Below are 21,380 nucleotides of genomic sequence, written 5' to 3'. Positions count from 1 at the left end.
AAAAATGCGCTAATAGCAGCGCATTCAGTTTGGCTATATCGTTTAGCATACGCCTATTGGATTTATGTTTCAAATGTTAACTTCAATTTCCAGCAAAAATAAAGCATTTTCAAGAAAAATAAGTTTGCTCCGACCATTTTGGAGGTGTATTCTTATTCCAATAAATTTTGCCTAAAGCATAATGTGTAGCGAATTCATCATGATACGTATGGTAGTGAAAATTGAACCAATATCCTTCTTGGGGCGGATTCTCTTGTCTAACATGAAAACGAATGATATCTTTTCCGGTATTTTCATTAAAAATATGAAAAATTTTCTCACCGCGCCCTGAAGAAGGACCTTTAGATATGGTTAACTGGACAAGCTCTTCATCAGGAAATTTTACTGCCATTTGAGTAATAGCTTCTTCAATTTTTGGTAAAACAGAAAATTTAAATTCATCCTCAATCTTCGGACCAATCTTTGCACCGAATTTCGTAAAGGCATGGTCCTGGGCCTTTGCCATCATTGATTCAATAAACTCACTTCGGTCAAATATTGTTGTTGAAATCGGATCATCAGCTGATTCCAATAAAGAATAGCCTGTACTTTCTGCTTCTTCAAAGATGTCCTTCTTCGCGTGTTTATCAGAATGTGCTTGTGCACGCCAAGATATATCGGAAGGAGAAACCATACCGAATGTTAAAACAGATACTAATACAACGAGGCTTTTCTTCAACCATCTCGATTTCTGCATGATGTTTTCTCTCCTCCTTAATCATTTTAGTTTCCAAATTTCGGTTCACATATTAATCTTTATTTGGAATATTTCCGTGCCATTATACATAACTAGTCATTTCTATCTTCTAGTTTCTAGTATACTGAATTTCTTAGGAAATTACGAAAAAAATGTATATACGGTTTCATTATGAGAAAAGGCTTACTTGCATATAATAAAGAAATACCATTTTTCCCTCTCAAGAATTTTTACATATGCAAATAAGAATGAAGGATTATCCTTATCTGATGTAGAATTATTAATAGTAACCCATTGTTTTGTAAAGGAGGAATTCATCTATGGGATCGTCAGCGATTTTGATTCTTGTCGTTATTTCACTTGTTTATTTCATTTATGAAGCGATTGCCGATTAATCACTTGTATTGCCATGAATGGACCTACTTCATTTCTTCGCTTGTTTCTAATCAGAAAAAGAAGTGGCTTTTCATTTTAATAGCCTTAACTAGCCTTGCCATTAACAGATGGCAAGGCTTCTTTTTTCATTATAGATCGATTAAAATTCAAACGCGAAGAAGCCCGTCGAAAAAAAAGAGACGAGTTTCGTTTATAATTGAATATAGCCATAATGAAATAAAGAAGTTTTCCTTTTGATTGTTGTGAACCCCAATTGCTCGAAACGTTTACTTTGAAAATGATCCTTTAGCACGACTCGGTTTCTAGCAACCCGCTTTGCCTGCACTATCGTTTCTAGTTGTAAATCTTCATGCGATGCAAATTGTGCCAACCCTTTCATACCTTCTGATTCTTCAATACGTTCTTCAAACATCGGATCAAAGTACACCACATCGAAACTATTATCCGTAAGCGTCTTTAACACCTCAAGATGATTGCCTGTTTGAATATGGATTCTTTTCATCGCAGCATCCATAAGTTCGATGCCACTTTCCCACTGCAACAGTCCTTGTTCCACAATAAAAGAGACGATCGGATTTCCTTCAATTGCTCTAATTTCCCCACCAGGACCTGATACATAGCTCGCGATGATAGCATCTGCTCCTAGGCCTAGTGTACAGTCAAGTATAGAGGACCCTCTTTCAATTTTAGCAGCCGCTATATACGGATCTTCTTCCCCATTCATCAATCGTTTAGTACGAACCATTGCGAGATTTGGGTGAAAAAAGAAAGGCATACTTCCAGAAATTTTATGAAGTTCCAGTTTGTTTTTTCCTACTACTAGGCAATCCATTCTATAGTCTTGATGCATTCTAGCTATAGAACGTTTATTCCTCTGGTAAAATGGAAGTGAAAATTGAGTGGCAATATTTTTAGCTTGTTCAATATGTAGATCATCGGTCCGACCAGCTGTTGTGACAAACATGATAGCTCTGCTACTAAAAATGTGTATAAATATACGTATCCAGAGTTTTCTTGCTTCAACGAATCCTGTTTCGCTACTTTCTCGCTACCGTAGTGGGTTTGATTCTCCACAAGCGTCAATCCCCGACTAGCCATCGGTACATATATGTTGTTTAGTTAAGTTAAGACAACATATTGGGTTGCTTGTTTTAGATTTAAACTAGCGTTATGATCTCGATTTAATTCAACTTTACAGTTATCACACTTGTAAATTCGATCCGATAAAGAAAGATTAACTTTCTTGTGTCGGCAACATGAACACAATTTAGAAGATGGATAAAACGTATCGACTTCTCTAAGCTCAATTTCAAACTTTTTGCAAGAATGAAGTAAGCGCTGTTTAAAATCATAAAACCCTTGATTGGCAACACTTTTTGCTACATGTCGATTCTTCATCATGCCTTTAACGTTAAACTTTTCGATCGTAATAAATGATGGTTTGGTTTTCACCATCATAGATACAACATGTTGTCGATACGCTTCACGAATAGTTAAAAGCCGTTGATAAAGTTTCTGAACTCTGAGTATATTTTTATTGAGGTTCCGCCTCTCTTTAGCAGCAGATTTCCCACCTTTCTTTTTGTAAAATTCGTATTTTCGACTAAGTGATCCCTGTTCTCTTTTTAATTTCTTCTCAAACTTTCTTACTCTTGGTGTTTTGTTGATATTTCTAAACGAGTGACCATTGCTTGCAAACGCAAATTCTTTGATGCCTAGATCAATACCTATACCTTCAGATTTCTGTTGATTATTTGAATAAGGAAAATCACAATCAAGGAGTGCCGAAATATAGTATCTTCCTGCTTTTTGTGTAATCGTAATATTTTTTGCCTGTTGTTTGACAAGCAGATACCCTTTTTCCTTCAATCGAACCCAACCAAGAAAGGGAACTTTGATTCGATGGCGTTCGATAAGAAGATCGCCTTTGTTGTTTCTCGGTGCATAGAAAGAGACATCTTGATTCCTTTTCTTTTTAAATCTAGGGAATTTAGATAATTCCTAAAAAAACCTCTTAAAGGCGTTTTCCACATTCATAATGGATTTCTTGCGAGCTTTTCCATAGACTTTTTTAATCCACTCAAATCCTTCTTGGACAGATAGTTCGTTATTAACATACTTATCAAAGTCCAGGCCACTTACAAATTTCCCTTCTTTCTCATATACTTCCTTATTATATGAAATAAACTGATTATAAAGGAATCTACAGACACCAATCGTTTGGTTTAATTTAATAATTTGCTCTTGAGTTGGATAAATCTCTGTTTTATAAGTTTTCATCCAACTCACCATCCTTTTTAATTGTATTCTTATATTTTCTTAATCCGTAGATTCGATATGAAAAGACATAAACAATAGAAATCAAATCTTGAACCAATTCTTGTTGTGGAGACGATTTTTCGTTATTCACAACAATTAATTTTGTATCGTGACTCAAAAGGAATCGCTCAAACCAGTCCTAACCAAAACGAATAAAGCGATCTTTATGTGAATTATAAATCTCTGATACGTTATTTTCTTGCACATCCTTCAAAAGCAAGTTCCATTTTTTTCGATTAAAATTTAATCCACTCCGGATGTCCTTCACCACTTCATCAACATTAATACCTTTTGTATTTACAAATTGTTGAAGAAATTCAATTTGTAAATGCAAATCGTCTCTCTGACCTGAGTTAGATACTCTAGTGTAAATAACTACTTTTCTCTTATTTTCATTTTTCGATGAAGCGCCTATATACTCTAGGTATTGAGTGTGAGTATAAAATCTTCTTCCTGTCGGTGTTCGAAAAGCTGTCAATACACCTTCTCTATCCCATTTTGAAGTGTTTTGACTGATCAGTTAATAAGTGTTCCAAATTCATTAGGATTGTATTATTTCCCCACAAACATATTGTGTCACATATCTACACATATTTGCATATTTTTAGTAACTGTTTCTGTTCTCCTTTTTATTCAACTAAAAAGCTGTAGAGACTTATCTAAAAGGTCAGGCCCCAAGAGATAAGTCTCTACATACTCCAATACTAAATTATTTCTTTTGTGCAAACGCTGTAAGAAGGTTTTCCATTACCGCTTCCATCGGAAACCCTTCAATATCATGGCGTGGAATGAAGTGGATCACTTCTTTTCCTTTTAATAAAGCCATCGATGGTGAGGATGGTTCATAACCTGTGAAATATTCACGCATTTTTGCCGTAGCTTCTTTATCTTGGCCGGCGAACACGGTCACGATATGATCTGGTTTGTTTTCCGAATTTAACACCGCTTGAGTTGCTGCTGGTCGGGCAAGCCCTGCCGCACATCCGCATACTGAATTTACAACAACAAGAGTTGTTTCTTCATTTACTGTATTCATGAAATTTTCTACTTCTTCAGGAGTAGTAAACTCCGTAAAACCCGCTTGAACAAGTTCGGCACGCATTGGTTTTACCACTTGTTTCATATATTCTTCATATGCCATTGACATAAGTAAATGCCTCCTTTATTTTCCCATACACCATAAGAATACTATACATATTAACAATTATGCAAAAAAGTGAATCGTCTATAATACGTTTAAGTTAGATAATCCGCTCATTTTTTCAAAATAGTGAATCGACTGCTCCACTACTTCTTGAATAGATCTGAAGTTTACAATTCCAAATTAAAAAGGGCCAGGCCCAACTCTTATTAGAGAATTCGTGTATAAACACTTTCTTCTAATTTAGAGTGTGAACCCGCCCCTTCTTTAACAAGCTTCTGGATAGATTAACTCCATCTGATTAGATTTTCATTACGCCACCTGTGTTAGCACTTGTAACAAGCTTAGAGTAACGTGCCAAATAGCCCGTTTTTACTTTTGGCTCAAAGCCTTTCCAGTTTGCTTTACGTTTTTCAAATTCTTCGTCAGAAACTTCTAATTGGATCGTACGATTATTCAAGTCAAGTTCGATGATATCACCATTTTCTACAAATGCAATTGGCCCGCCCTCTGCTGCTTCTGGAGAAATATGTCCAATTGAAATACCTCTCGACGCACCTGAGAAACGTCCATCTGTAATCAAACCAACTTTGGCTCCAAGACCTCTACCAACGATTTGAGATGTAGGCGCAAGCATTTCTGGCATACCAGGTCCCCCTTTAGGGCCTTCATAGCGGATGACTACAACATCGCCTTCTTTTACTTTCCCAGTTATAATTCCAGAAAGTGCGTCTTCTTGAGAATCGAAGCAGATTGCAGGACCTCTATGGTAGCCGCCAACTGCTGGATCGACAGCTCCAACTTTAATAACTGAACCATTTGGCGCTAGGTTACCGAATAATACAGCAAGGCCGCCTCGCTCAGAATGAGGATTGTCTAATGGACGAATAACATTTTTGTCCAAGATTTCCGCCCCAGCAACATTTTCACGTAATGTTTTACCAGATACAGTTAGGCAATCACCATTGATTGCACCCGGCTTTTTAAGAACCTCATTGATGATGGCACTAACGCCTCCTGCATTATGAACATCTTCAATGTGATAATCTGATGCCGGAGCGATTTTTGCAAGATGAGGTACACGACTTGCAATATCATTGATACGTTCTAATGAATACTCAATTCCAGCTTCATGTGCTAATGCAAGTGTATGAAGGACTGTGTTTGTTGAACCACCCATCGCCATGTCCAACGCAAACGCATTGTCAATTGCATCGATTGTTACGATATCACGTGGCTTAATATCCTTTTTGATAAGCTCCATTAATTGCGTAGCTGAGCGTTTAACAAACTCTTTACGTTCGGGAGCTACAGCTAAAATTGTACCATTACCAGGTAGGGCAAGACCAAGACCTTCTGCCAAGCAGTTCATTGAGTTTGCAGTAAACATACCAGAACAAGAACCACATGTAGGACAAGCAAATTGCTCAATCTCTTGTAATTTTGCTTCATCAATTTTACCAGCTTGGTAAGCTCCAACCCCTTCAAAAACAGAGTTTAAGTTAAGTGGGTTACCTTCTTTATCCACACCCGCTTTCATTGGTCCACCACTAACGAACATTGTTGGAATATTGACACGAAGAGCCGCCATCATCATCCCTGGCGTAATTTTGTCACAGTTTGGAATACAAATCATTCCATCGAACCAATGCGCTGAAACAACAGTTTCAATTGAATCGGCAATAATTTCACGGCTTGGCAAGGAGTAGCGCATGCCGATGTGACCCATGGCGATTCCATCGTCAACTCCGATTGTATTAAATTCAAAAGGTACACCGCCCGCTTCGCGAATCGCTTCCTTTACAATTTTTCCAAATTCCTGCAAATGTACATGTCCTGGAACGATATCAATATAAGAGTTACAAACGGCGATAAACGGTTTGCCGAAATCTTCTTCTTTAACGCCGGCTGCACGCAACAAACTACGGTGCGGAGCACGGTCGATTCCTTGTGTAATCATGTCACTTCTCATTTTTGGCGTAGACATTTATTGAAAACCCCCAATATATTAAGTTAAATAATAAATAGCATTATTTTGTATTCTCTAAAAATTCTAACACAATTAAATCTAATTGAACATATGATATGTCAAAATAATAATAAAAGTCTCTCTCTTTTTTATACGTTAGTATAAAAAAAGAGAGAGACTTTTTCTATTTATCTATGCAACATATTATTCTTCTGCCTGTCTCGCTTCTGTCATTTGCTTCCAAACAGATCCTTTTGCCTCTTCCCCATTTTCGATCCGGTCTATTGCCATTTTTATTTGCAAAGCCACTTCGAATTCAGAATCTTTTTCCGCTTCTTTTAAAGCAGATAACACGCTTTTATCGCCAGATTCATAGAGGAACATCGCAGCACGCCATCTAACAATCTTACTTTTATCTTTTAAGGCAGATGCCATTTCCGTCATCGCTTCTGCAAATCCGAGATCAGATAAGCAATCTCCAGCCGTTCTTCTCACTGCTGGATTTTTATCATTTAAGCCAAGATAAAGAGCAGGTAATACTTTTCGATCTTCAATCATCCCTAGTAATACGACTGCTTCTCTACGTACGGATACTTTACTGTCTGACAGAGCTTTTTTTAGCAATGGAATATCATCTATAGTTGGATCCTCCATTTGCTCAAGTGCTTGATAGCGTTTTTCCCAGTTTTCATCCTCAAGCATCTCTGCAGTAAGCTTGATTTTAGTCCGTTTTACTAGTTCTTTTTTGTTGTCGTTCTCTTGCTTCGCTTGAGCTACAAGTTCATTTATCCGCTCTGGTGGATACGCAGCAATAAGCTCTTCAGATACTTCTGCACCAATTACATCCATATCTCCGTATCTGACGCCATAGTCTTTCCATTTTCTTTGCAAAACAACATTATCATCTTGTTTTTGCGCTGCTTGAACAGCCTGAGCAAAGTTTTCCGGAAGGGCATAACGCTTTTCACTATTTCCATCATTAAGCTTAATTTGATATGGCAATCCTTTAAACTGCAAAATCGAAACATTGACTTCTCCATAATGTTCGAGAATAATCTGTCCCGCTTCTTCATCGCTAGTATCTTCACCGAATACTTGGCGAACTTTAATCAAAATTTCTTGCCAATCATATTTACCATTTCGCTCAACGGCTAAGAAATCAGCAACATGATAAACGCCCTTGACACCATCGATATTTAAGATTTCGCGGATCAATTGCGGCGCTTTTTCGGCTTCCTCTTTTTTATAATTATTGCTTCTACCAGTTGGAAGCTCTTCGGTTAAGTTAATTTTCATCGTATTTGGGCTTGGTGTAGGTTCAATCGATATAATATTCATACGTTCGCTCCTTTACACATATTTTTAGAATATGTGACTATAATTTATCATAATCTAGGGTTTAGACGCTGTTAGTGTGAATGATTAGTCATACCTAACCTACTTATCCCTCTAATTTCTCCGCTAAATATTCCCATCGTTCAAGCATATAATCAAGCTCTTCTTTAACTTTCGTCTCCTCTTCCATTAAGAGGTGAAGTTTATCAAAGTCACTGCCTGCTGTTGCCATTTCCGCAGCAATACTTGTTAAACGTTCTTCGGCTTTCTCCATCTTCTCTTCAATTTCTTCCCATTCCTTCGTCTCGGCGTAAGTCAATTTCTTTTTCTTTTTCTCAGAACGCTGTTGCTGTAATTGAACAACAGGCTTCTCAACAGGCTCCACTGCTATTTTTTCTTCTAAAAACTCAGAATAGCTGCCGTAATAATGACTGACAACAGCATTCCCTTTGAAAACAAACAGCTGGGAGCATGCTTTATCAAGAAAATAACGGTCATGTGAAACAGTGACGACTACCCCAGGGAATGTCTCTAAATAATCTTCAAGTACGGTTAATGTCTGAGTATCGAGATCATTGGTTGGCTCATCCAAAAGCAGGACATTCGGTGCAGACATTAGTATCTTCAATAAATAAAGTCTTCGTTTTTCTCCGCCCGAAAGCTTTCGGATTAGTGTACCGTGAGTGTGTAGTGGAAAAAGAAATCGCTCGAGCATTTGAGCAGCAGATATATAGGTTCCATCCTTCAAGGCAATCGATTCGGCTGTCTCGCGAATATATTCAATCATCCGCTTACTATCGTCCATATCTTCACTTTCCTGTGTATAGTAGCCGATTTTCACAGTTTGTCCTGTTTCAATCACACCAGAATCTATGTTTACTCTACCTGCCAAAATATTAAGCAACGTCGACTTTCCTGTTCCATTTTGACCGACGATGCCAATTCTATCTCCTCGTTTAAATAAATAGGAGAAATTATGTAGGATCGTGTGATTGCCGTATGACTTCGAGATGGACTCAAGCTCCAACACTTTTTTCCCTAAGCGTGCCCCGCTTAATTCGATATCAAGAGACCCTTGCTGCGATTTATTTTGTACATCCGTTTCGAGGGTTTCAAAGCGTTGAATTCTTGCTTTTTGCTTCGTTGTTCTCGCTTTTGCGCCTTTTCTTATCCAAGCCAGTTCCTTTTTGAATAAGCTTTCCTTTTTGCTTCGTTCAATGCCTTCATTTTCTTCTCGGATTGCTTTTGCTTCTAGAAAATCGCCATAATTTCCTGTGTATTCAAATAGGCTGCCACCGCTAAGCTCCCAGATTTTATCCGCTACCGTATCAAGGAAATAACGATCATGGGTTACAAAGAGAGCGGCACGCTTCGATTTCATTAAATATTCCTGCAACCATTTAATGCTATCGTAGTCAAGGTGGTTCGTTGGTTCATCAAGAATAAGCAAATCGGTTGTTTCAATTAACGTTTTCGCTAACGCTGCCCGTTTTTTTTGCCCGCCTGACAACTCATCTAATTTCCTTGAGAAATCAGGGAGTCCGAGCTTTGTTAAAATCGTTCTAGCGTCAGCACTTGTATCCCATGCGTTTAATGCATCCATTTCCTGTTGTTGCTTTAATAACCTGTTCTGTAGCTCGGTATTATCCGAATCATTTTGCAATTTTTGTAGCGTGTTTTCATAGGCTTTAATGACTTTAAAAACAGGGTAGTCACTTTCATAAAGGAAATCCATAATGGTAACACCGCTAGGAAAATCTGGATCCTGAGATAAGTATGAAATGGAGTAGTCGTTAGGGTGATCTTTTTTCCCAGTGTCAGGTTCCTCAATTCCAGCGATGATATTTAAAAGTGTTGATTTTCCTGTTCCATTTACACCGATAATACCAATTTTATTGCCTTCAGAAATTGAAAAAGAAAGGTCTTCAAAGACTAATTTTTCACCTTGCATTTTTGTTACGTTTTCCATTGCAAAAACTTTCATATTTGTACATCCCATTCTATATAAAATTGCTGTAAAAATTCCTGCATATACTGATTTCGCTTTTTTGCCAATTCTTTTGCTGTGTTTGTATGTAATTGATCCGCTATCTTCAATAATTTATCATAAAAATGCTGGATCGTTGATTGCTTTGCCTCAATTGTGTCTAAATCTGGATGATGGATTGGATTGCCTACACTTCCACCATACGCAAATGTTCTTGCTATTCCAATTGCACCAATTGCGTCCAACCGATCCGCATCTTGCACAATTTTTGCTTCAATGGAAGGTAGTCTGGATTGTCCTTTACTATATGAAATAGAATCAATGATGGCTGTTACCTCGTTGATGGTCTGCTTCTCAATTTTCGAATGAAGAAACCAATCATTCAATATGCGCCAGCCATCTCCTTCAGATTCATTTAATTTACGATCAGGTATATCATGTAATAATGCAGCTAATTCAATTGTAGGTACATGACCCCTTTGCTCTTCAAATGCAATATGCAAGGCTATTTTTCGTACCCTGTCTGTATGGAACCAATCATGTCCTGTTGTGTCATTTCCAAACCTATTCTTCACAAAGATTTCAGCCAATTCAATTAGATCTTTATTCATTGTGCACTCCCTGGTCTTTTTCTTTCATATTGTATCATGCTGGAACGCTTTGGTCATTCTTCATTAAACCAAGATAATCCAAGAGTCTTTGGACCTGCATGAACACCAACGGCGCTGCCTATTGGGGAGGCATGGATGATGATGCTTGAATCGATATCATGAATGACGTCACGCCATTTGTCAGTCTGCGAAGGCGATGCACCAAATAATAAACAGCATTCCTTCAGTTTTTTGGAGTTATACGCTTTTTTAAATAGATCAAAAATCCGCGCTTCTGCTTTTTTCTCGCTTCTCACTTTTGCTATCGTCGCAAGCATGCCATTTTCAATCGAAATAATTGGTTTGAAGTTCAACATACTGCCGAGCAGATATTGGGTACCAGAAAGCCTACCACTTCTATGAAGCTGGTCAAGTGATCCTATTAATACATACGTCTCATTGCTCTGACTATATTTCTCTGCTTCCCGTAATGCATCACTGACCTCCATTCCGTTTTCGATATTACTCATGATTTTTCTCAACACCATTGTCAATGGATAAGAAATGACAAGTGAATCGAATACATGAACAGGAATTGAAACCATTTCAGCTGCTTGCCTACTTGCCGCAACCGTTCCACTTAAGCTTCCCGATAAATGAACGGAAATGACACAATCATACCTCTTCTCTTCAAGTGACTGATACAATTCCATAAAGGTTCCAATAGAAGGCTGAGACGTTGTCACTACCACTTTTTCTTCTTCCATCACACGATAAAGTTCTTTTGGTACAATATCAATTCCATCTCGATACTCTTTTCCCTTCAGTATGACAACCATCGGGACGATATAGATATCATCATTTTTCTGTAATTCGTCATCCAAGTAACCAGTACTGTCCATCACCCAGGCTATACGTTTAGTCATTCTGAATGCCCTCCACATGTATGTAATCGTTTTCTAATTATATGATGGAACAGGGATGAACATTTGCTTTTATCAAAAATAGGTCATTCCCCTAAAGTGAAACTTCAATCAGTAGAGGATTTTTCCCATCCCCCACTGGTTGTTAGTACCGTTCTAGTATCGCTTTACCTCCGCACAGCGTAGGTAAAGCGACGCTGCGGGATAAAAAGCCTAATTCTCAGAAATCTCAATCAACGTATTGATCAGATGGATTGGGAATCAGGCTATTTTAAATTTCCTATTTACTCGGTTTCAATAGAGAAGTGTCTTTATTTCGTCTTCTAATACCATAGGCTTTGTTTGTGGAGCGTATCTGCTGATAATATTTCCATTACGGTCTAGTAAAAATTTTGTAAAATTCCACTTGATCCCCTTTGAACCGAGCATACCAGGAGCATGTTCGGTTAAATATTGAAACATAGGATGGGCATTTTTACCGTTCACGTCAATTTTAGCAAACATCGGGAATGTGATGCCGTGATTTAATTTACAGTACGAATCAATTTGAAGATTATCGCCAGGCTCTTGTGAGAGAAATTGATTACATGGGAAACCGAGTATGACCAAGCCGTCATCCTGATATTGCTCGTATAACGCCTGTAGTTCATCGTATTGCGGCGCAAAACCGCATTTACTTGCCGTATTAACAATGATTACTACTTTCCCTTCGAATTCCCCCATTGATATATATTCACCATTTATTTTTTTTACATCAAATTGATAAATAGACATACAAGGTCACTCCTTCGACTAGTAGATATATTGTATATCATTTCATGCTAACTTTCCCAATTTTACGTTTTACTTGAATATAGGTTCTAATTGCTCCAACGTTTCAATTACGTAATCGACAATTTCCACAAGATCATCTATCTGTTCTTCTTTAATTAGCCTTCCAAAAGAAATGGTACATTCCGTTGTATAGAGAATTTGCTTTTCTAGATTATTTTTCGTTTCGGAATCCGTTTTTTCAATGAGACGAGTTTCACCCCAAATATGGGTAAGGACATTCATTAATTGTTGAGTTTGAATTTCATCCAGCTTATCTTGGATTGCGACCATAACTTTTAGGATTGACCCTGAAGCAGATTCATGATCGGATTGGGGCAGCAATTCAGCACTAAGGTTTTCTAATTTCGAAATCAGCGTTATTCCAGCGAGGACCTTTTTTCTTGTATGTACATGTTTTAACTCCATCTCCATACTGAACTCTCGTGACAAATCTGCAAGGTTCACTAAATCTTTTCGATTCGTCACAAGGATATCACCGTCTAAATCCCGGTCATATACCGCTCCTTCAACTATAACTTTCATATTATCAAATGCAGTAGGATCAAATACCATAACACACCTCTTGATTCATTTTTTCTTAGCTTCATATTTTACCATAGGACACGTTTTTCCCAAAAGCGAATGACCTCACACTCTATCCCCCGTTTATCGTGTCATATACACGTCTTTAAAGTGAAACATCAATCAGTGAGGGTTTAACAATATATAGCATATCCTTTCGTAATCGGCGCCAATTCAACATTTTATGCAGGCAATGTTCCCATCATTAGGCAATCATCAGGTTCATTTTAGACAAAAAATGGTGCCTTATTACTGAAACTTCTATATAATAAGTTTTATTAGAATTTTCTAATTCTAATAAAACCGTGGAGGAGGATATAAATTGCCTATAAAAATTCCGGGTTTATTACCCGCCAAACAAATTCTCGAGCAGGAGAATATTTTTGTAATGGAAGAAGAACTGGCAACTAAGCAGGACATTCGTCCATTAAATATACTTATCTTGAATTTAATGCCGGAGAAAGAAAAAACGGAAGCTCAAATTCTTCGTTTTTTGGGAAACACACCGATTCAAGTGAATGTTTCATTTTTACGATTAATCTCGCATGAAGCAAAAAACACAAGTAAGCTTCATTTAGATCAATTTTATAAGCCTTTTTCGGAGGTGAAAAACAATAAATTTGATGGGATGATTATTACGGGTGCACCCGTTGAAAAGTTGGAATTTGAGGAAGTGGATTATTGGGAAGAGCTTCAAGAAATTATGGATTGGACAACCAAACATGTTACGTCAACCTTACATATATGCTGGGGTGCACAATCAGCCCTATATCATCATTATGGAATTAACAAACACGAGTTACCAAAGAAATGTTTTGGTATTTTTCCACATCATGTTCTTCAGCCTAACGAGCGGCTTGTTCGCGGCTTTGATGATCAATTCTTGGCTCCACATTCCAGGTACACGGACATTAACCTTGATCAATTGTTGACTCAAGAAGAGCTGATCGTACTTGCCCAATCAGACCAAGCGGGGATCTTGCTGCTCGCATCAAAAGATGGTAGAAGAATTATGATTACAGGACATCTTGAATATGATGCCGACACATTAGGACAAGAATATACACGTGATCAGGCAAAAGGTCTTCTAACGGATATCCCTGAGAATTATTATCCAGACGACAATCCCGAAAAGACCCCACTTCATCGCTGGAAAAGCCATAGCAGTCTTTTATTTTCAAATTGGCTCAATTATTATGTATACCAAGAAACACCTTATGAATGGGATTAAGGTAATAATACCTCATTAATCTCACGCTAAAAGAGACCAACTCGTTTAAAAGTTGGTCTCCTATCCATTACATCATATTTTTGTAAGTTCTTCCTCAAAGTAAAAAGTTGACGGCTTTTCTTTGATTACATACGTATACTTTTTCATATTTGGAACATATTGCCACTTCATAATTGTTACTTCTTCACCAGTTTCTCCAAGGTTGACAACTTCGCCTGGTTGGAATTTATTCTTATTGGACACCGTCCACACTCCCTCTCTAAACTCATTATACCATAGAAAGAGTAAAAATAGTCCGATACCTTCTATTAGCTTTGCTGCGAAAGATACACTTCCTCAAATGGCTGTACAACAACGAAGCCATTTCCTTGAAATTTCATTTGAATCGATTCACCACTTGCTCGCCCAAAAAATGATTTAAGTGAAACATCTGTGACAAACTCTGGCTCAAGGTGCCCAGACCAAGCAACAGTTGCGTTCGGATCTGTATACACTGGATTTCCTGGTTCAACTAATAGAGTAAGAGGTTCATAATGAGACGTGAAGGCTACCATTCCCGTACCTTTCAACGTAACGTTAAAAAGACCGCCTGCCATCAAACCAGCAACCTTACGCATTAGCTTAATATCCCAGTCAATACTAGGTTCAAATGCAAGTAAGTCATTACCATTCACAGTAACTGATTCATTATATAAATTCAAAATAGAGATTTTCTTGCCTTGATCGGCAACATATAGTTTACCCTGCCCTGTAGCTTTCATAAGCGGAGCACCTTCGCCTGTAAATGCCTTCTTAAAGAGCTTGCCAATCCCATGTTCAAGAATGCCTTCACGTTCAAACTTTATGTTACCACGATAGGAAATCATCGATCCCATCTTTGCCCAAATTTGGCTTTCAAGGTTAATTTCAAGAATTCTTGATGTTTCCAATTCAAACAAGCCCTGCCCTTTATCTTCTTGTTTCGTTTGATTAATGAATTGATCTATTCTGTATTTTTCCATACTAATCAGCTCCATTATTTTTTTCTAAACATAAATACCCACGTGAATGAAAGCGATTGCTGCGAATCTTTTTCTAAATAATCAAGCTTTGTAAGGTCCACTCCACGCTTCGGAATTCCTTTTTCCGCTATGATTTCCCAGCCATTTTCCGTAGCTAATTTTTCCAGATCCCATGATTGCAAAGTATTCATAATTACGTCTTCCCCAAGGATTTTAGGATAGCTATGCTTCTTTCTTGGCATAGCAGTTGGTCCCAATATACCTATGCAGCCGTAACCGCCTTGCTTTACAACACGATGCATTTCTTTTAGGGCAAGTACTGGATTTTCGGTCCATTCTAGCGAGTTTATCGCCATAATGGCATCATATTCTTGATTCAAGAATGGAAGCCTTGCTAAATCACCCTGAACAAATGACATATGTTCAATTCCAAGCGTCTTTGATTGAGCAATTTCAATCATTTCAGAGGATAAATCAAGACCAGTAACATGGTAACCCAGGCTTGCAAGTCTAAGTGATCCATATCCATCGCCACAACCTAAATCAGCTACTTTCGCCCCAAATGGAACATGTTCCTTAAAGAAAGGTATGATCGTCTGTCTACTTCCCATTTCCCACATCTCTTGTGATTTTTTTGACCAATCAAGTGCAAATTGATTCCATTGTTCCTCGGCATCTAAAAGCCAATTATGTATAGTCATGTTTCACACCTCATCTCTTCAAGTGTATCTACGTATTTTGCTAAAATTATCGCACGCCTACAAGTGAAATTAGCTATTTATACTTACGATAATAATTGAAAAAGGTTTCAGTATATTCTATTATTTATTTATAACAACATCCATGAGCGCCTGCTCTAAAGCCCAACGATAAAAAGGTTCAGGTTCTCAAATTGTATCACCTTATGAAGGTGGCAGTGCGCAGCTGATTTTGTGAAGTCCCGCCCCTTTTCCACGGAAAGACGGTTTAAGCACAAAAAACCTGACTTCGCCATTACGAGTACAGCATAAGTTTTGTAGTAAACTTAAATATACTATGTGTAAAGTGCGAGGTCAGGCCCTCTAAACCATTCTTATTTTTCTACGTCTTCATTTTTCTTTTGTATGGCTCTTAGTTGCTCGATTCGTTCTGGAACTTCTTGAAAATATTCGACTAGATCACCAATTCGATCGATGGAATCCCAACTTAAATGATGTTCAATTCCTTCAACATCTTGATAAATATTTTCTTCTTTTACCCCAATAATCTGCAACAATTGTTCTAGCAGATCATGGCGAAACACGAGCCGTTTCCCTACTTTTTTTCCATTAGCGGTTAGTACAAGTCCGCGATATTTTTCATAAACTAGATATTTTTCTTGATCAAGTTTTTGTACCATTTTCGTAACTGAGGAAGGATGAACAGACAGGTTTTCCGCAATATCAGAAACCCGAGCATATCCTTTTTCTTCTATTAATAAATAGATTTGCTCGATATAATCCTCCATACTCGGTGTAGGCATTTATTAATCCTCCCATTCATAAGAAAAGCGCCAAATAAGGAACTTCGACTAAGTTCCACCTCATGCTGTGGCGATCGCCGAAGTTCGTACGTCCTATATAACCCTAATCGAGATAGTAGGATGCTTTCGCCAAAACTCATTAAAAAACCTTATACTTTCTTATCAATCAAGAAAAACTGTCACAGGTACTCGTCACAAAAAGCTAGTTATTTAGCTCGGACTAGTCTATAGCGAGCGTGACATGTATAAAGTTAGACTCTAAAAATGTATGAAATGTTTTATACATATACTAAAAAATTCTACTATATTAAACTTACTTAAACAAGTACAAACCAAAAGACTTTACTCGGATGCATTCGTTTCCTTCGGGAACTTCCAGTTGACTTTCTTTGACTGTTCATCCCAAACCAAGGCTGCATTAAATGTTTTGTCCCCTTTTTCAAATCCTGCAATAACAGCCGTTTCCCCTGATTTTAATAATGTTTTCAAGGTTGCCTGCGTAATGTTTTTATTAAGAATTTTTTTTGAAACGGTAAATGTACACTTTGTTGTCGAATAATTTGTGCAGCCGTAGAAGTTTCCTTTATCGACGATCTTTCCATCACATAATTTACATGTACCAAGTGATGCAGAACCCTTTCGTTTCGAAGATTTCCGTTGAATCGATTCTGTATCAAATTGAGAGAAATCCCATTCATTTGAAGCTGCTATTGCGTCAGTAATGATTTTCGATGATAATTTCTTTACAGCTTCCATAAATGTTCCTGCAGATGCTTTGCCCTCGCCTATTTCTCTGAGACGTTGTTCCCATTTTGCTGTCATTTCTGGTGATGCAAGAATTTTTTCACCGATTGCTTCAATTAACACCTTCCCTTTATCTGTCGCAAAGACTTGGTTTTTTTGCACCGTAATATACTTTCGATCCTTTAGCATCGTAATAATCCCAGCTCTTGTTGCCTCTGTTCCAAGGCCTTCTGTTTTCATTAATACTTTCTCAAGCTGCTCATTGTCAAGATGCTTTCCTGCAGTTTTCATAAGCGTAATCAGCTGACCCTCGGTATAACGCTTAGGTGGCTGTGTTTTTCCTTCTTTCACTTTACACTTCACTACTTTTCCTGTAGCTTCTTTTTCAACATTCGGAAGCAAAATGTCCTCGTCTTCTTTCTCTTTATTAAAAATGACCTTCCGCCAACCTTCTTGAATTTTCTGCTTCCCCTTTGAAACAAATTCAGCCCGTTGATCGACCATTGTTGTTATGGTCGTATAATCAAAAATAGCTTTGTCATAATGAGCAGCAATTAGTCTTTTAACGACTAAATCGTACATTTTTCGTTCGTCATCAGACAAACGTGCTGGATCAGTGACTTGTTCTGTTGGAATGATAGCGTAATGATCGGTCACCTTTTTTTCATTGACAAAGCGTTTGTTATGGAGAATGGATGGCTGTGGCAGTGGAAAGTATGGCGAGTAGTCGGCAAATTTGCTCAATTTATCCATGATATCTGGAAAGGTTTCTGCTTCTCCCTTAGTTACATAATTGGAGTCTGATCTGGGATAAGATACAATGCCTTTCTGATAGAGGCTTTGTAGAACATCAAGCGTTTTTTTTGGTGGAAATTTATACATTTTATTTGCGGTTGCCTGTAATGCAGACAAATTGAATAGTAGCGGTGGCAGAAATTCTTTGCGTTCTGTTACCATATCGGTTACTTTTGCATCTTTCCCCTTACAAAATGCTGCGATTTTCTCAGCCATTTCTTGATCGTCAATACGGGGCTCCTGATTCTTCTGCCATTTCCCTTGATATTTTCCACCTTCCATATCAAAGTCAGCTATGACTTCCCAAAAAGGCTTCGATACAAATTGTTCAATTTCCTTTTCCCTTTTCACAATTAATGCAAGCGTTGGCGTTTGCACCCGGCCTGCTGAAAATACATCGCTGATTCCTTTTTTCTTCAGGAGTATACTATAAACTCTTGAAGCATTCATTCCAACAGTCCAATCTGCACATGCTCTTGTATACGCTTCATGGAACAAAGGTCTCGTCTCTTGTTCCGCTAATAAATGCTGGAACCCTTCATAGATAGATTTTGGTGTAAGAGATGAAATCCAAAGCCGCTTCATTGGTTTTTTTGAACCGCTTAGCTGGATGATATTGCGAACGATTAGTTCCCCTTCCCGACCAGCATCTCCTGCATGGATGATTTCCTTCACTTCTGCTTTTCTCAGTAACGATTTGACTACTTGAAATTGCTTATACTTCGAGTTCGTCACTTCATATTGAAACTTTTCAGGTATCATCGGTAACGTATCAAGCGACCATTTTTTCCATTCTGGCTTATATTTCTCTGGTGAAATAAGCTCCGTTAAATGGCCAATTGCCCATGATACATAGGCCCCATCTGGGAAAAGCTCATTTGGGAAAATCTCTATGTACCCTTGATTTTTTTTCGTTTTAAATTGCTTGGCCAATGTTGCCCCTTGATCAGGCTTCTCGGCAATAATTAACACGGATGGCAACGTTAGTGCACCCTCCTTTTTGAACAAGTTCCTTATACTAATAACTTTACAGCAAATTTCGCTTTTCGTATATGGATGAATCGTAGAATTATCCATCCGTTCAATGGAGATCAATCTATATATTATATTTATTTTATTAAAGTAAATCCAATATAAATAGCTGTTCCCCACATGACAATTGCTGAAATTTTATTGAGAATGGCTAAAAAGCGACCTGACCGATCCATTTTCCCTGTTACTCTGCCGACAATTCCCAATCCTACAAACCATACCCATGAAACCAGTATGCATACGACAGCGAATGCGATTTTTTCAACTCCAGTATATTTTAATGAACTTGTGCCAATCACACCAATTGTATCCAAAATCGCATGTGGATTTAACAACGATACAGACATAGCGAATGCAATTTGTTTTTTAGGAGTAAACGAAACGCTTTTTCTCTGCTCTTTAACAATCGGTGTACTCCTCCACGTAACAAAACCCATATAAAGTAAAAAACAAATACCTGCTGTAAGTAGGACTGTTTTTAACCAGTAATATTCAAGAACAACAACAGACACCCCTAAAACGGCTAAAGAAATTAATAGAGTGTCACAAATGGCTGCAGTCATGATAACTGGTAATGCCCTCATAAATTGAGACTGGACTGCACCTTGGTTAAACACAAACACGTTTTGAACCCCTAATGGTAAAATTAATCCGAACGCTAAAATGAAACCATGAATAATTGCTTCTAACATTTTTGCTCCTCCTGCTTGATTATTGTTATGATTGTATAAGAAAAAGTTCAAAAGGTCTCCAACCAATTGGTTGGAATTTAATCCAACCAATCGATTATAATGGATAAAAAAAGCGAGGAGCGTATTTTTTATGCCAGAAGAATGGACCTTAAACAAATCATCTTCAATTCCGCTACACCAACAAATATACGAATATATTCAAAGTAAAATCATGAACGGTGAGTGGTTAGTTGGGACTAGAGTTCCTACACAAAGGGAGCTAGCAAACAAATTCCAAGTGAATCGCAGTACAATTGTCTATGCGCTAGGAGAGCTAATAGCAGATGGGTTAATCGAATCCAAAGTTGGAAAAGGTACCATCGTTGTAAATAATACATGGAGTATACTCGCTACTACGCCACCACCTGATTGGAATAGTTACGTGAAATCTGGATCTTATCAGCCAAATATCCAAATCATTCAAGAAATCAATAAAGCTGAAATGAACCCGAAAATCATCCGACTCGGCACAGGGGAGCTTTCTCCTGAATTGTTGCCTACTGAAAAAATGCAACAAATGTTCCAAAGTTGTACTTCAAAAATGTTCTCTTTAGGCTATTCGGAACCAAAAGGGAGTATCCATTTAAGAGCAATAATAAGTGAATATTTAAAAGCCAAAGGGATTGAAGCCTCGCCTTCTTCTATTTTGATTGTTTCTGGAGGACTTCAGGCATTGCAATTAATCTCTTTAGGCTTATTACACCGTGGCTCAACCATTTTTCTCGAAACACCTTCCTACCTGAATTCGGTGAATGTCTTTCAATCAGCAGGAATGAATTTATTTGGTATTCCTATGGACCATGAAGGGCTAACGGAATCGATACGAAGGTTCAAAAGGCAGCATAACGGAGCTTTACTCTATACCATCCCTTCTTTTCATAACCCAACAGGGGTATTAATGTCTGAAAATAGACGAATAGATTTATTGAATGTTTGTAAGAATGAAAAGTTACCGATTATTGAGGATGATGTTTATGGAGATTTATGGTTTGAACACTCGCCACCTAATCCATTAAAAGCCCGGGATAACCAGGGACTTGTCTTATATATGGGGAGCATGTCTAAAACCGTAGGCCCCGGTTTAAGAATAGGTTGGATTGTGGGACCCGAACCTGTAATCGACCGTTTATCAGATATTAAAATGCAAACCGATTATGGCTCAAGTTCTTTATCTCAATTTGCCGTTGCCGAATGGCTATCAAGTGGTTTATATGATGAACATATCAAGAAGATAAGAGTAGAATTAAAATGCCGTAGAGACTTTACTATTGACATACTAAATACTTATTTTAAAGAATTAGCCTCCTGGAATATACCAGAAGGCGGTTTTTATATTTGGCTTTCTATCCATAAACAAATTTCAATCCGAAAATTATTTGAAAAAGCCCTGAAAGAAGGAATTTTATTAAACCCAGGAAATGTATACGATCGAAACGATCAACAGCATCTTCGGTTGTCTTATTGTTATGCATCGCCCGGCCAACTAAAAAAAGGATTAATAAGACTTTCAGAACTAATTCAGAAGCTTTCTAAATAAGTGTAGTTATTCGATTC

General features: G+C 37.7%; 18 protein-coding genes and 2 pseudogenes. 2 read left to right on the top strand and 18 right to left on the bottom strand.

Going from position 1 to position 21,380, the window contains the following annotated elements:
- Window positions 1–109: 109 nt before the first annotated feature.
- The 12 genes and pseudogenes from ACIQZI_RS06640 to ACIQZI_RS06585 form a co-directional block, all read right to left on the bottom strand.
- The gene (locus tag ACIQZI_RS06640; protein ID WP_062178839.1) at window positions 110–736 is read right to left on the bottom strand and encodes a YpjP family protein; all 627 of its coding nucleotides are present in this window, start codon (window positions 734–736) and stop codon (window positions 110–112) included.
- A 586-nt stretch (window positions 737–1,322) separates the two neighbouring features.
- A complete protein-coding gene (locus ACIQZI_RS06635; protein ID WP_403070766.1) occupies window positions 1,323–2,096 on the bottom strand; it encodes a class I SAM-dependent methyltransferase in 774 nt (257 codons plus the stop codon).
- Window positions 2,097–2,251: 155 nt separating this feature from the next.
- Window positions 2,252–3,412, bottom strand: a pseudogene (locus ACIQZI_RS06630) (RNA-guided endonuclease InsQ/TnpB family protein).
- Window positions 3,399–3,976, bottom strand: a pseudogene (locus tag ACIQZI_RS06625) (IS607 family transposase). Before ACIQZI_RS06625 ends, ACIQZI_RS06630 begins: the two co-directional pseudogenes overlap by 14 nt.
- Before the next feature lie 184 nt (window positions 3,977–4,160).
- Window positions 4,161–4,598: a BrxA/BrxB family bacilliredoxin gene (locus tag ACIQZI_RS06620; RefSeq protein ID WP_403070763.1), complete on the bottom strand. Its 438-nt coding sequence runs from the start codon at window positions 4,596–4,598 to the stop codon at window positions 4,161–4,163.
- Between the two features lie 295 nt (window positions 4,599–4,893).
- On the bottom strand, window positions 4,894–6,564 hold the full coding sequence (gene ilvD, locus ACIQZI_RS06615; RefSeq protein ID WP_403072099.1) for a dihydroxy-acid dehydratase: 1,671 nt from the start codon (window positions 6,562–6,564) through the stop codon (window positions 4,894–4,896).
- A gap of 201 nt (window positions 6,565–6,765) precedes the next feature.
- The gene (locus tag ACIQZI_RS06610) at window positions 6,766–7,899 is read right to left on the bottom strand and encodes a conserved virulence factor C family protein (RefSeq protein ID WP_062178827.1); all 1,134 of its coding nucleotides are present in this window, start codon (window positions 7,897–7,899) and stop codon (window positions 6,766–6,768) included.
- A 103-nt stretch (window positions 7,900–8,002) separates the two neighbouring features.
- Window positions 8,003–9,880 (bottom strand): ABC-F family ATP-binding cassette domain-containing protein, encoded by a 1,878-nt coding sequence (locus ACIQZI_RS06605; protein WP_403070760.1) that lies wholly within the window; start codon window positions 9,878–9,880, stop codon window positions 8,003–8,005.
- Complete coding sequence (locus ACIQZI_RS06600) at window positions 9,877–10,494, bottom strand: HD domain-containing protein (RefSeq protein WP_062178821.1); 618 nt, start codon at window positions 10,492–10,494, stop codon at window positions 9,877–9,879. Before ACIQZI_RS06600 ends, ACIQZI_RS06605 begins: the two co-directional genes overlap by 4 nt.
- Window positions 10,495–10,547: 53 nt before the next feature.
- Entirely contained in the window at window positions 10,548–11,399 is an 852-nt protein-coding gene (locus tag ACIQZI_RS06595) for a DegV family protein (RefSeq protein WP_403070755.1), read from the bottom strand.
- 291 nt (window positions 11,400–11,690) lie between these two features.
- Window positions 11,691–12,170: a glutathione peroxidase gene (locus ACIQZI_RS06590; RefSeq protein WP_062178816.1), complete on the bottom strand. Its 480-nt coding sequence runs from the start codon at window positions 12,168–12,170 to the stop codon at window positions 11,691–11,693.
- Between the two features lie 69 nt (window positions 12,171–12,239).
- On the bottom strand, window positions 12,240–12,782 hold the full coding sequence (locus ACIQZI_RS06585; protein ID WP_062178813.1) for a hypothetical protein: 543 nt from the start codon (window positions 12,780–12,782) through the stop codon (window positions 12,240–12,242).
- A 331-nt stretch (window positions 12,783–13,113) separates the two neighbouring features.
- On the opposite strand from ACIQZI_RS06585, the gene metA reads away from it, so the two are divergent.
- On the top strand, window positions 13,114–14,022 hold the full coding sequence (metA, locus tag ACIQZI_RS06580; RefSeq protein ID WP_062178810.1) for a homoserine O-acetyltransferase MetA: 909 nt from the start codon (window positions 13,114–13,116) through the stop codon (window positions 14,020–14,022).
- Between the two features lie 72 nt (window positions 14,023–14,094).
- Here the strand turns inward: metA and ACIQZI_RS06575 are convergent, their stop codons facing one another.
- The 6 genes from ACIQZI_RS06575 to ACIQZI_RS06550 form a co-directional block, all read right to left on the bottom strand.
- Window positions 14,095–14,265 carry a hypothetical protein gene (locus ACIQZI_RS06575; RefSeq protein ID WP_172796823.1) on the bottom strand — a complete coding sequence of 57 codons (171 nt, stop codon included), beginning with the start codon at window positions 14,263–14,265 and terminating at the stop codon, window positions 14,095–14,097.
- 65 nt (window positions 14,266–14,330) lie between these two features.
- Complete coding sequence (locus tag ACIQZI_RS06570; protein WP_403070749.1) at window positions 14,331–15,023, bottom strand: AIM24 family protein; 693 nt, start codon at window positions 15,021–15,023, stop codon at window positions 14,331–14,333.
- A gap of 14 nt (window positions 15,024–15,037) precedes the next feature.
- Window positions 15,038–15,724 carry a class I SAM-dependent methyltransferase gene (locus tag ACIQZI_RS06565; protein WP_403070747.1) on the bottom strand — a complete coding sequence of 229 codons (687 nt, stop codon included), beginning with the start codon at window positions 15,722–15,724 and terminating at the stop codon, window positions 15,038–15,040.
- Between the two features lie 371 nt (window positions 15,725–16,095).
- Window positions 16,096–16,524 carry a transcriptional regulator MntR gene (gene mntR, locus ACIQZI_RS06560; protein WP_403070744.1) on the bottom strand — a complete coding sequence of 143 codons (429 nt, stop codon included), beginning with the start codon at window positions 16,522–16,524 and terminating at the stop codon, window positions 16,096–16,098.
- A gap of 342 nt (window positions 16,525–16,866) precedes the next feature.
- Window positions 16,867–19,035: a DNA topoisomerase III gene (locus ACIQZI_RS06555; RefSeq protein ID WP_403072096.1), complete on the bottom strand. Its 2,169-nt coding sequence runs from the start codon at window positions 19,033–19,035 to the stop codon at window positions 16,867–16,869.
- Window positions 19,036–19,172: 137 nt separating this feature from the next.
- Window positions 19,173–19,787, bottom strand: coding sequence for a LysE/ArgO family amino acid transporter (locus tag ACIQZI_RS06550; protein WP_403070741.1), 615 nt, complete (start codon window positions 19,785–19,787; stop codon window positions 19,173–19,175).
- 130 nt (window positions 19,788–19,917) lie between these two features.
- Here ACIQZI_RS06550 and ACIQZI_RS06545 point away from each other — a divergent pair, with 130 nt between their 5' ends.
- Window positions 19,918–21,363, top strand: coding sequence for an aminotransferase-like domain-containing protein (locus ACIQZI_RS06545; RefSeq protein ID WP_403070738.1), 1,446 nt, complete (start codon window positions 19,918–19,920; stop codon window positions 21,361–21,363).
- Window positions 21,364–21,380 lie beyond the last annotated feature (17 nt).

Origin of the sequence: Peribacillus sp. NPDC096379, assembly GCF_044762875.1 — a bacterium.
Lineage (GTDB): Bacteria > Bacillota > Bacilli > Bacillales > DSM-1321 > Peribacillus.
Note: the sequence above shows the minus strand (reverse complement) of the source record. Positions and strands in the feature narration are given on the sequence as shown.

Coding starts and splice junctions, on each gene's coding strand:
- ACIQZI_RS06585 (WP_062178813.1), bottom strand. CDS start 12,782: ATGGTATTTGATCCTACTGCATTTGATAATATGAAAGTTATAGTTGAA.
- mntR (WP_403070744.1), bottom strand. CDS start 16,524: ATGCCTACACCGAGTATGGAGGATTATATCGAGCAAATCTATTTATTA.
- ACIQZI_RS06605 (WP_403070760.1), bottom strand. CDS start 9,880: ATGAAAGTTTTTGCAATGGAAAACGTAACAAAAATGCAAGGTGAAAAA.
- ACIQZI_RS06640 (WP_062178839.1), bottom strand. CDS start 736: ATGCAGAAATCGAGATGGTTGAAGAAAAGCCTCGTTGTATTAGTATCT.
- ACIQZI_RS06570 (WP_403070749.1), bottom strand. CDS start 15,023: ATGGAAAAATACAGAATAGATCAATTCATTAATCAAACGAAACAAGAA.
- ACIQZI_RS06550 (WP_403070741.1), bottom strand. CDS start 19,787: ATGTTAGAAGCAATTATTCATGGTTTCATTTTAGCGTTCGGATTAATT.
- ACIQZI_RS06635 (WP_403070766.1), bottom strand. CDS start 2,096: ATGTTTGTCACAACAGCTGGTCGGACCGATGATCTACATATTGAACAA.
- ACIQZI_RS06610 (WP_062178827.1), bottom strand. CDS start 7,899: ATGAATATTATATCGATTGAACCTACACCAAGCCCAAATACGATGAAA.
- ACIQZI_RS06595 (WP_403070755.1), bottom strand. CDS start 11,399: ATGACTAAACGTATAGCCTGGGTGATGGACAGTACTGGTTACTTGGAT.
- ACIQZI_RS06590 (WP_062178816.1), bottom strand. CDS start 12,170: ATGTCTATTTATCAATTTGATGTAAAAAAAATAAATGGTGAATATATA.
- ACIQZI_RS06600 (WP_062178821.1), bottom strand. CDS start 10,494: ATGAATAAAGATCTAATTGAATTGGCTGAAATCTTTGTGAAGAATAGG.
- ACIQZI_RS06565 (WP_403070747.1), bottom strand. CDS start 15,724: ATGACTATACATAATTGGCTTTTAGATGCCGAGGAACAATGGAATCAA.
- ACIQZI_RS06620 (WP_403070763.1), bottom strand. CDS start 4,598: ATGTCAATGGCATATGAAGAATATATGAAACAAGTGGTAAAACCAATG.
- ilvD (WP_403072099.1), bottom strand. CDS start 6,564: ATGAGAAGTGACATGATTACACAAGGAATCGACCGTGCTCCGCACCGT.
- ACIQZI_RS06545 (WP_403070738.1), top strand. CDS start 19,918: ATGCCAGAAGAATGGACCTTAAACAAATCATCTTCAATTCCGCTACAC.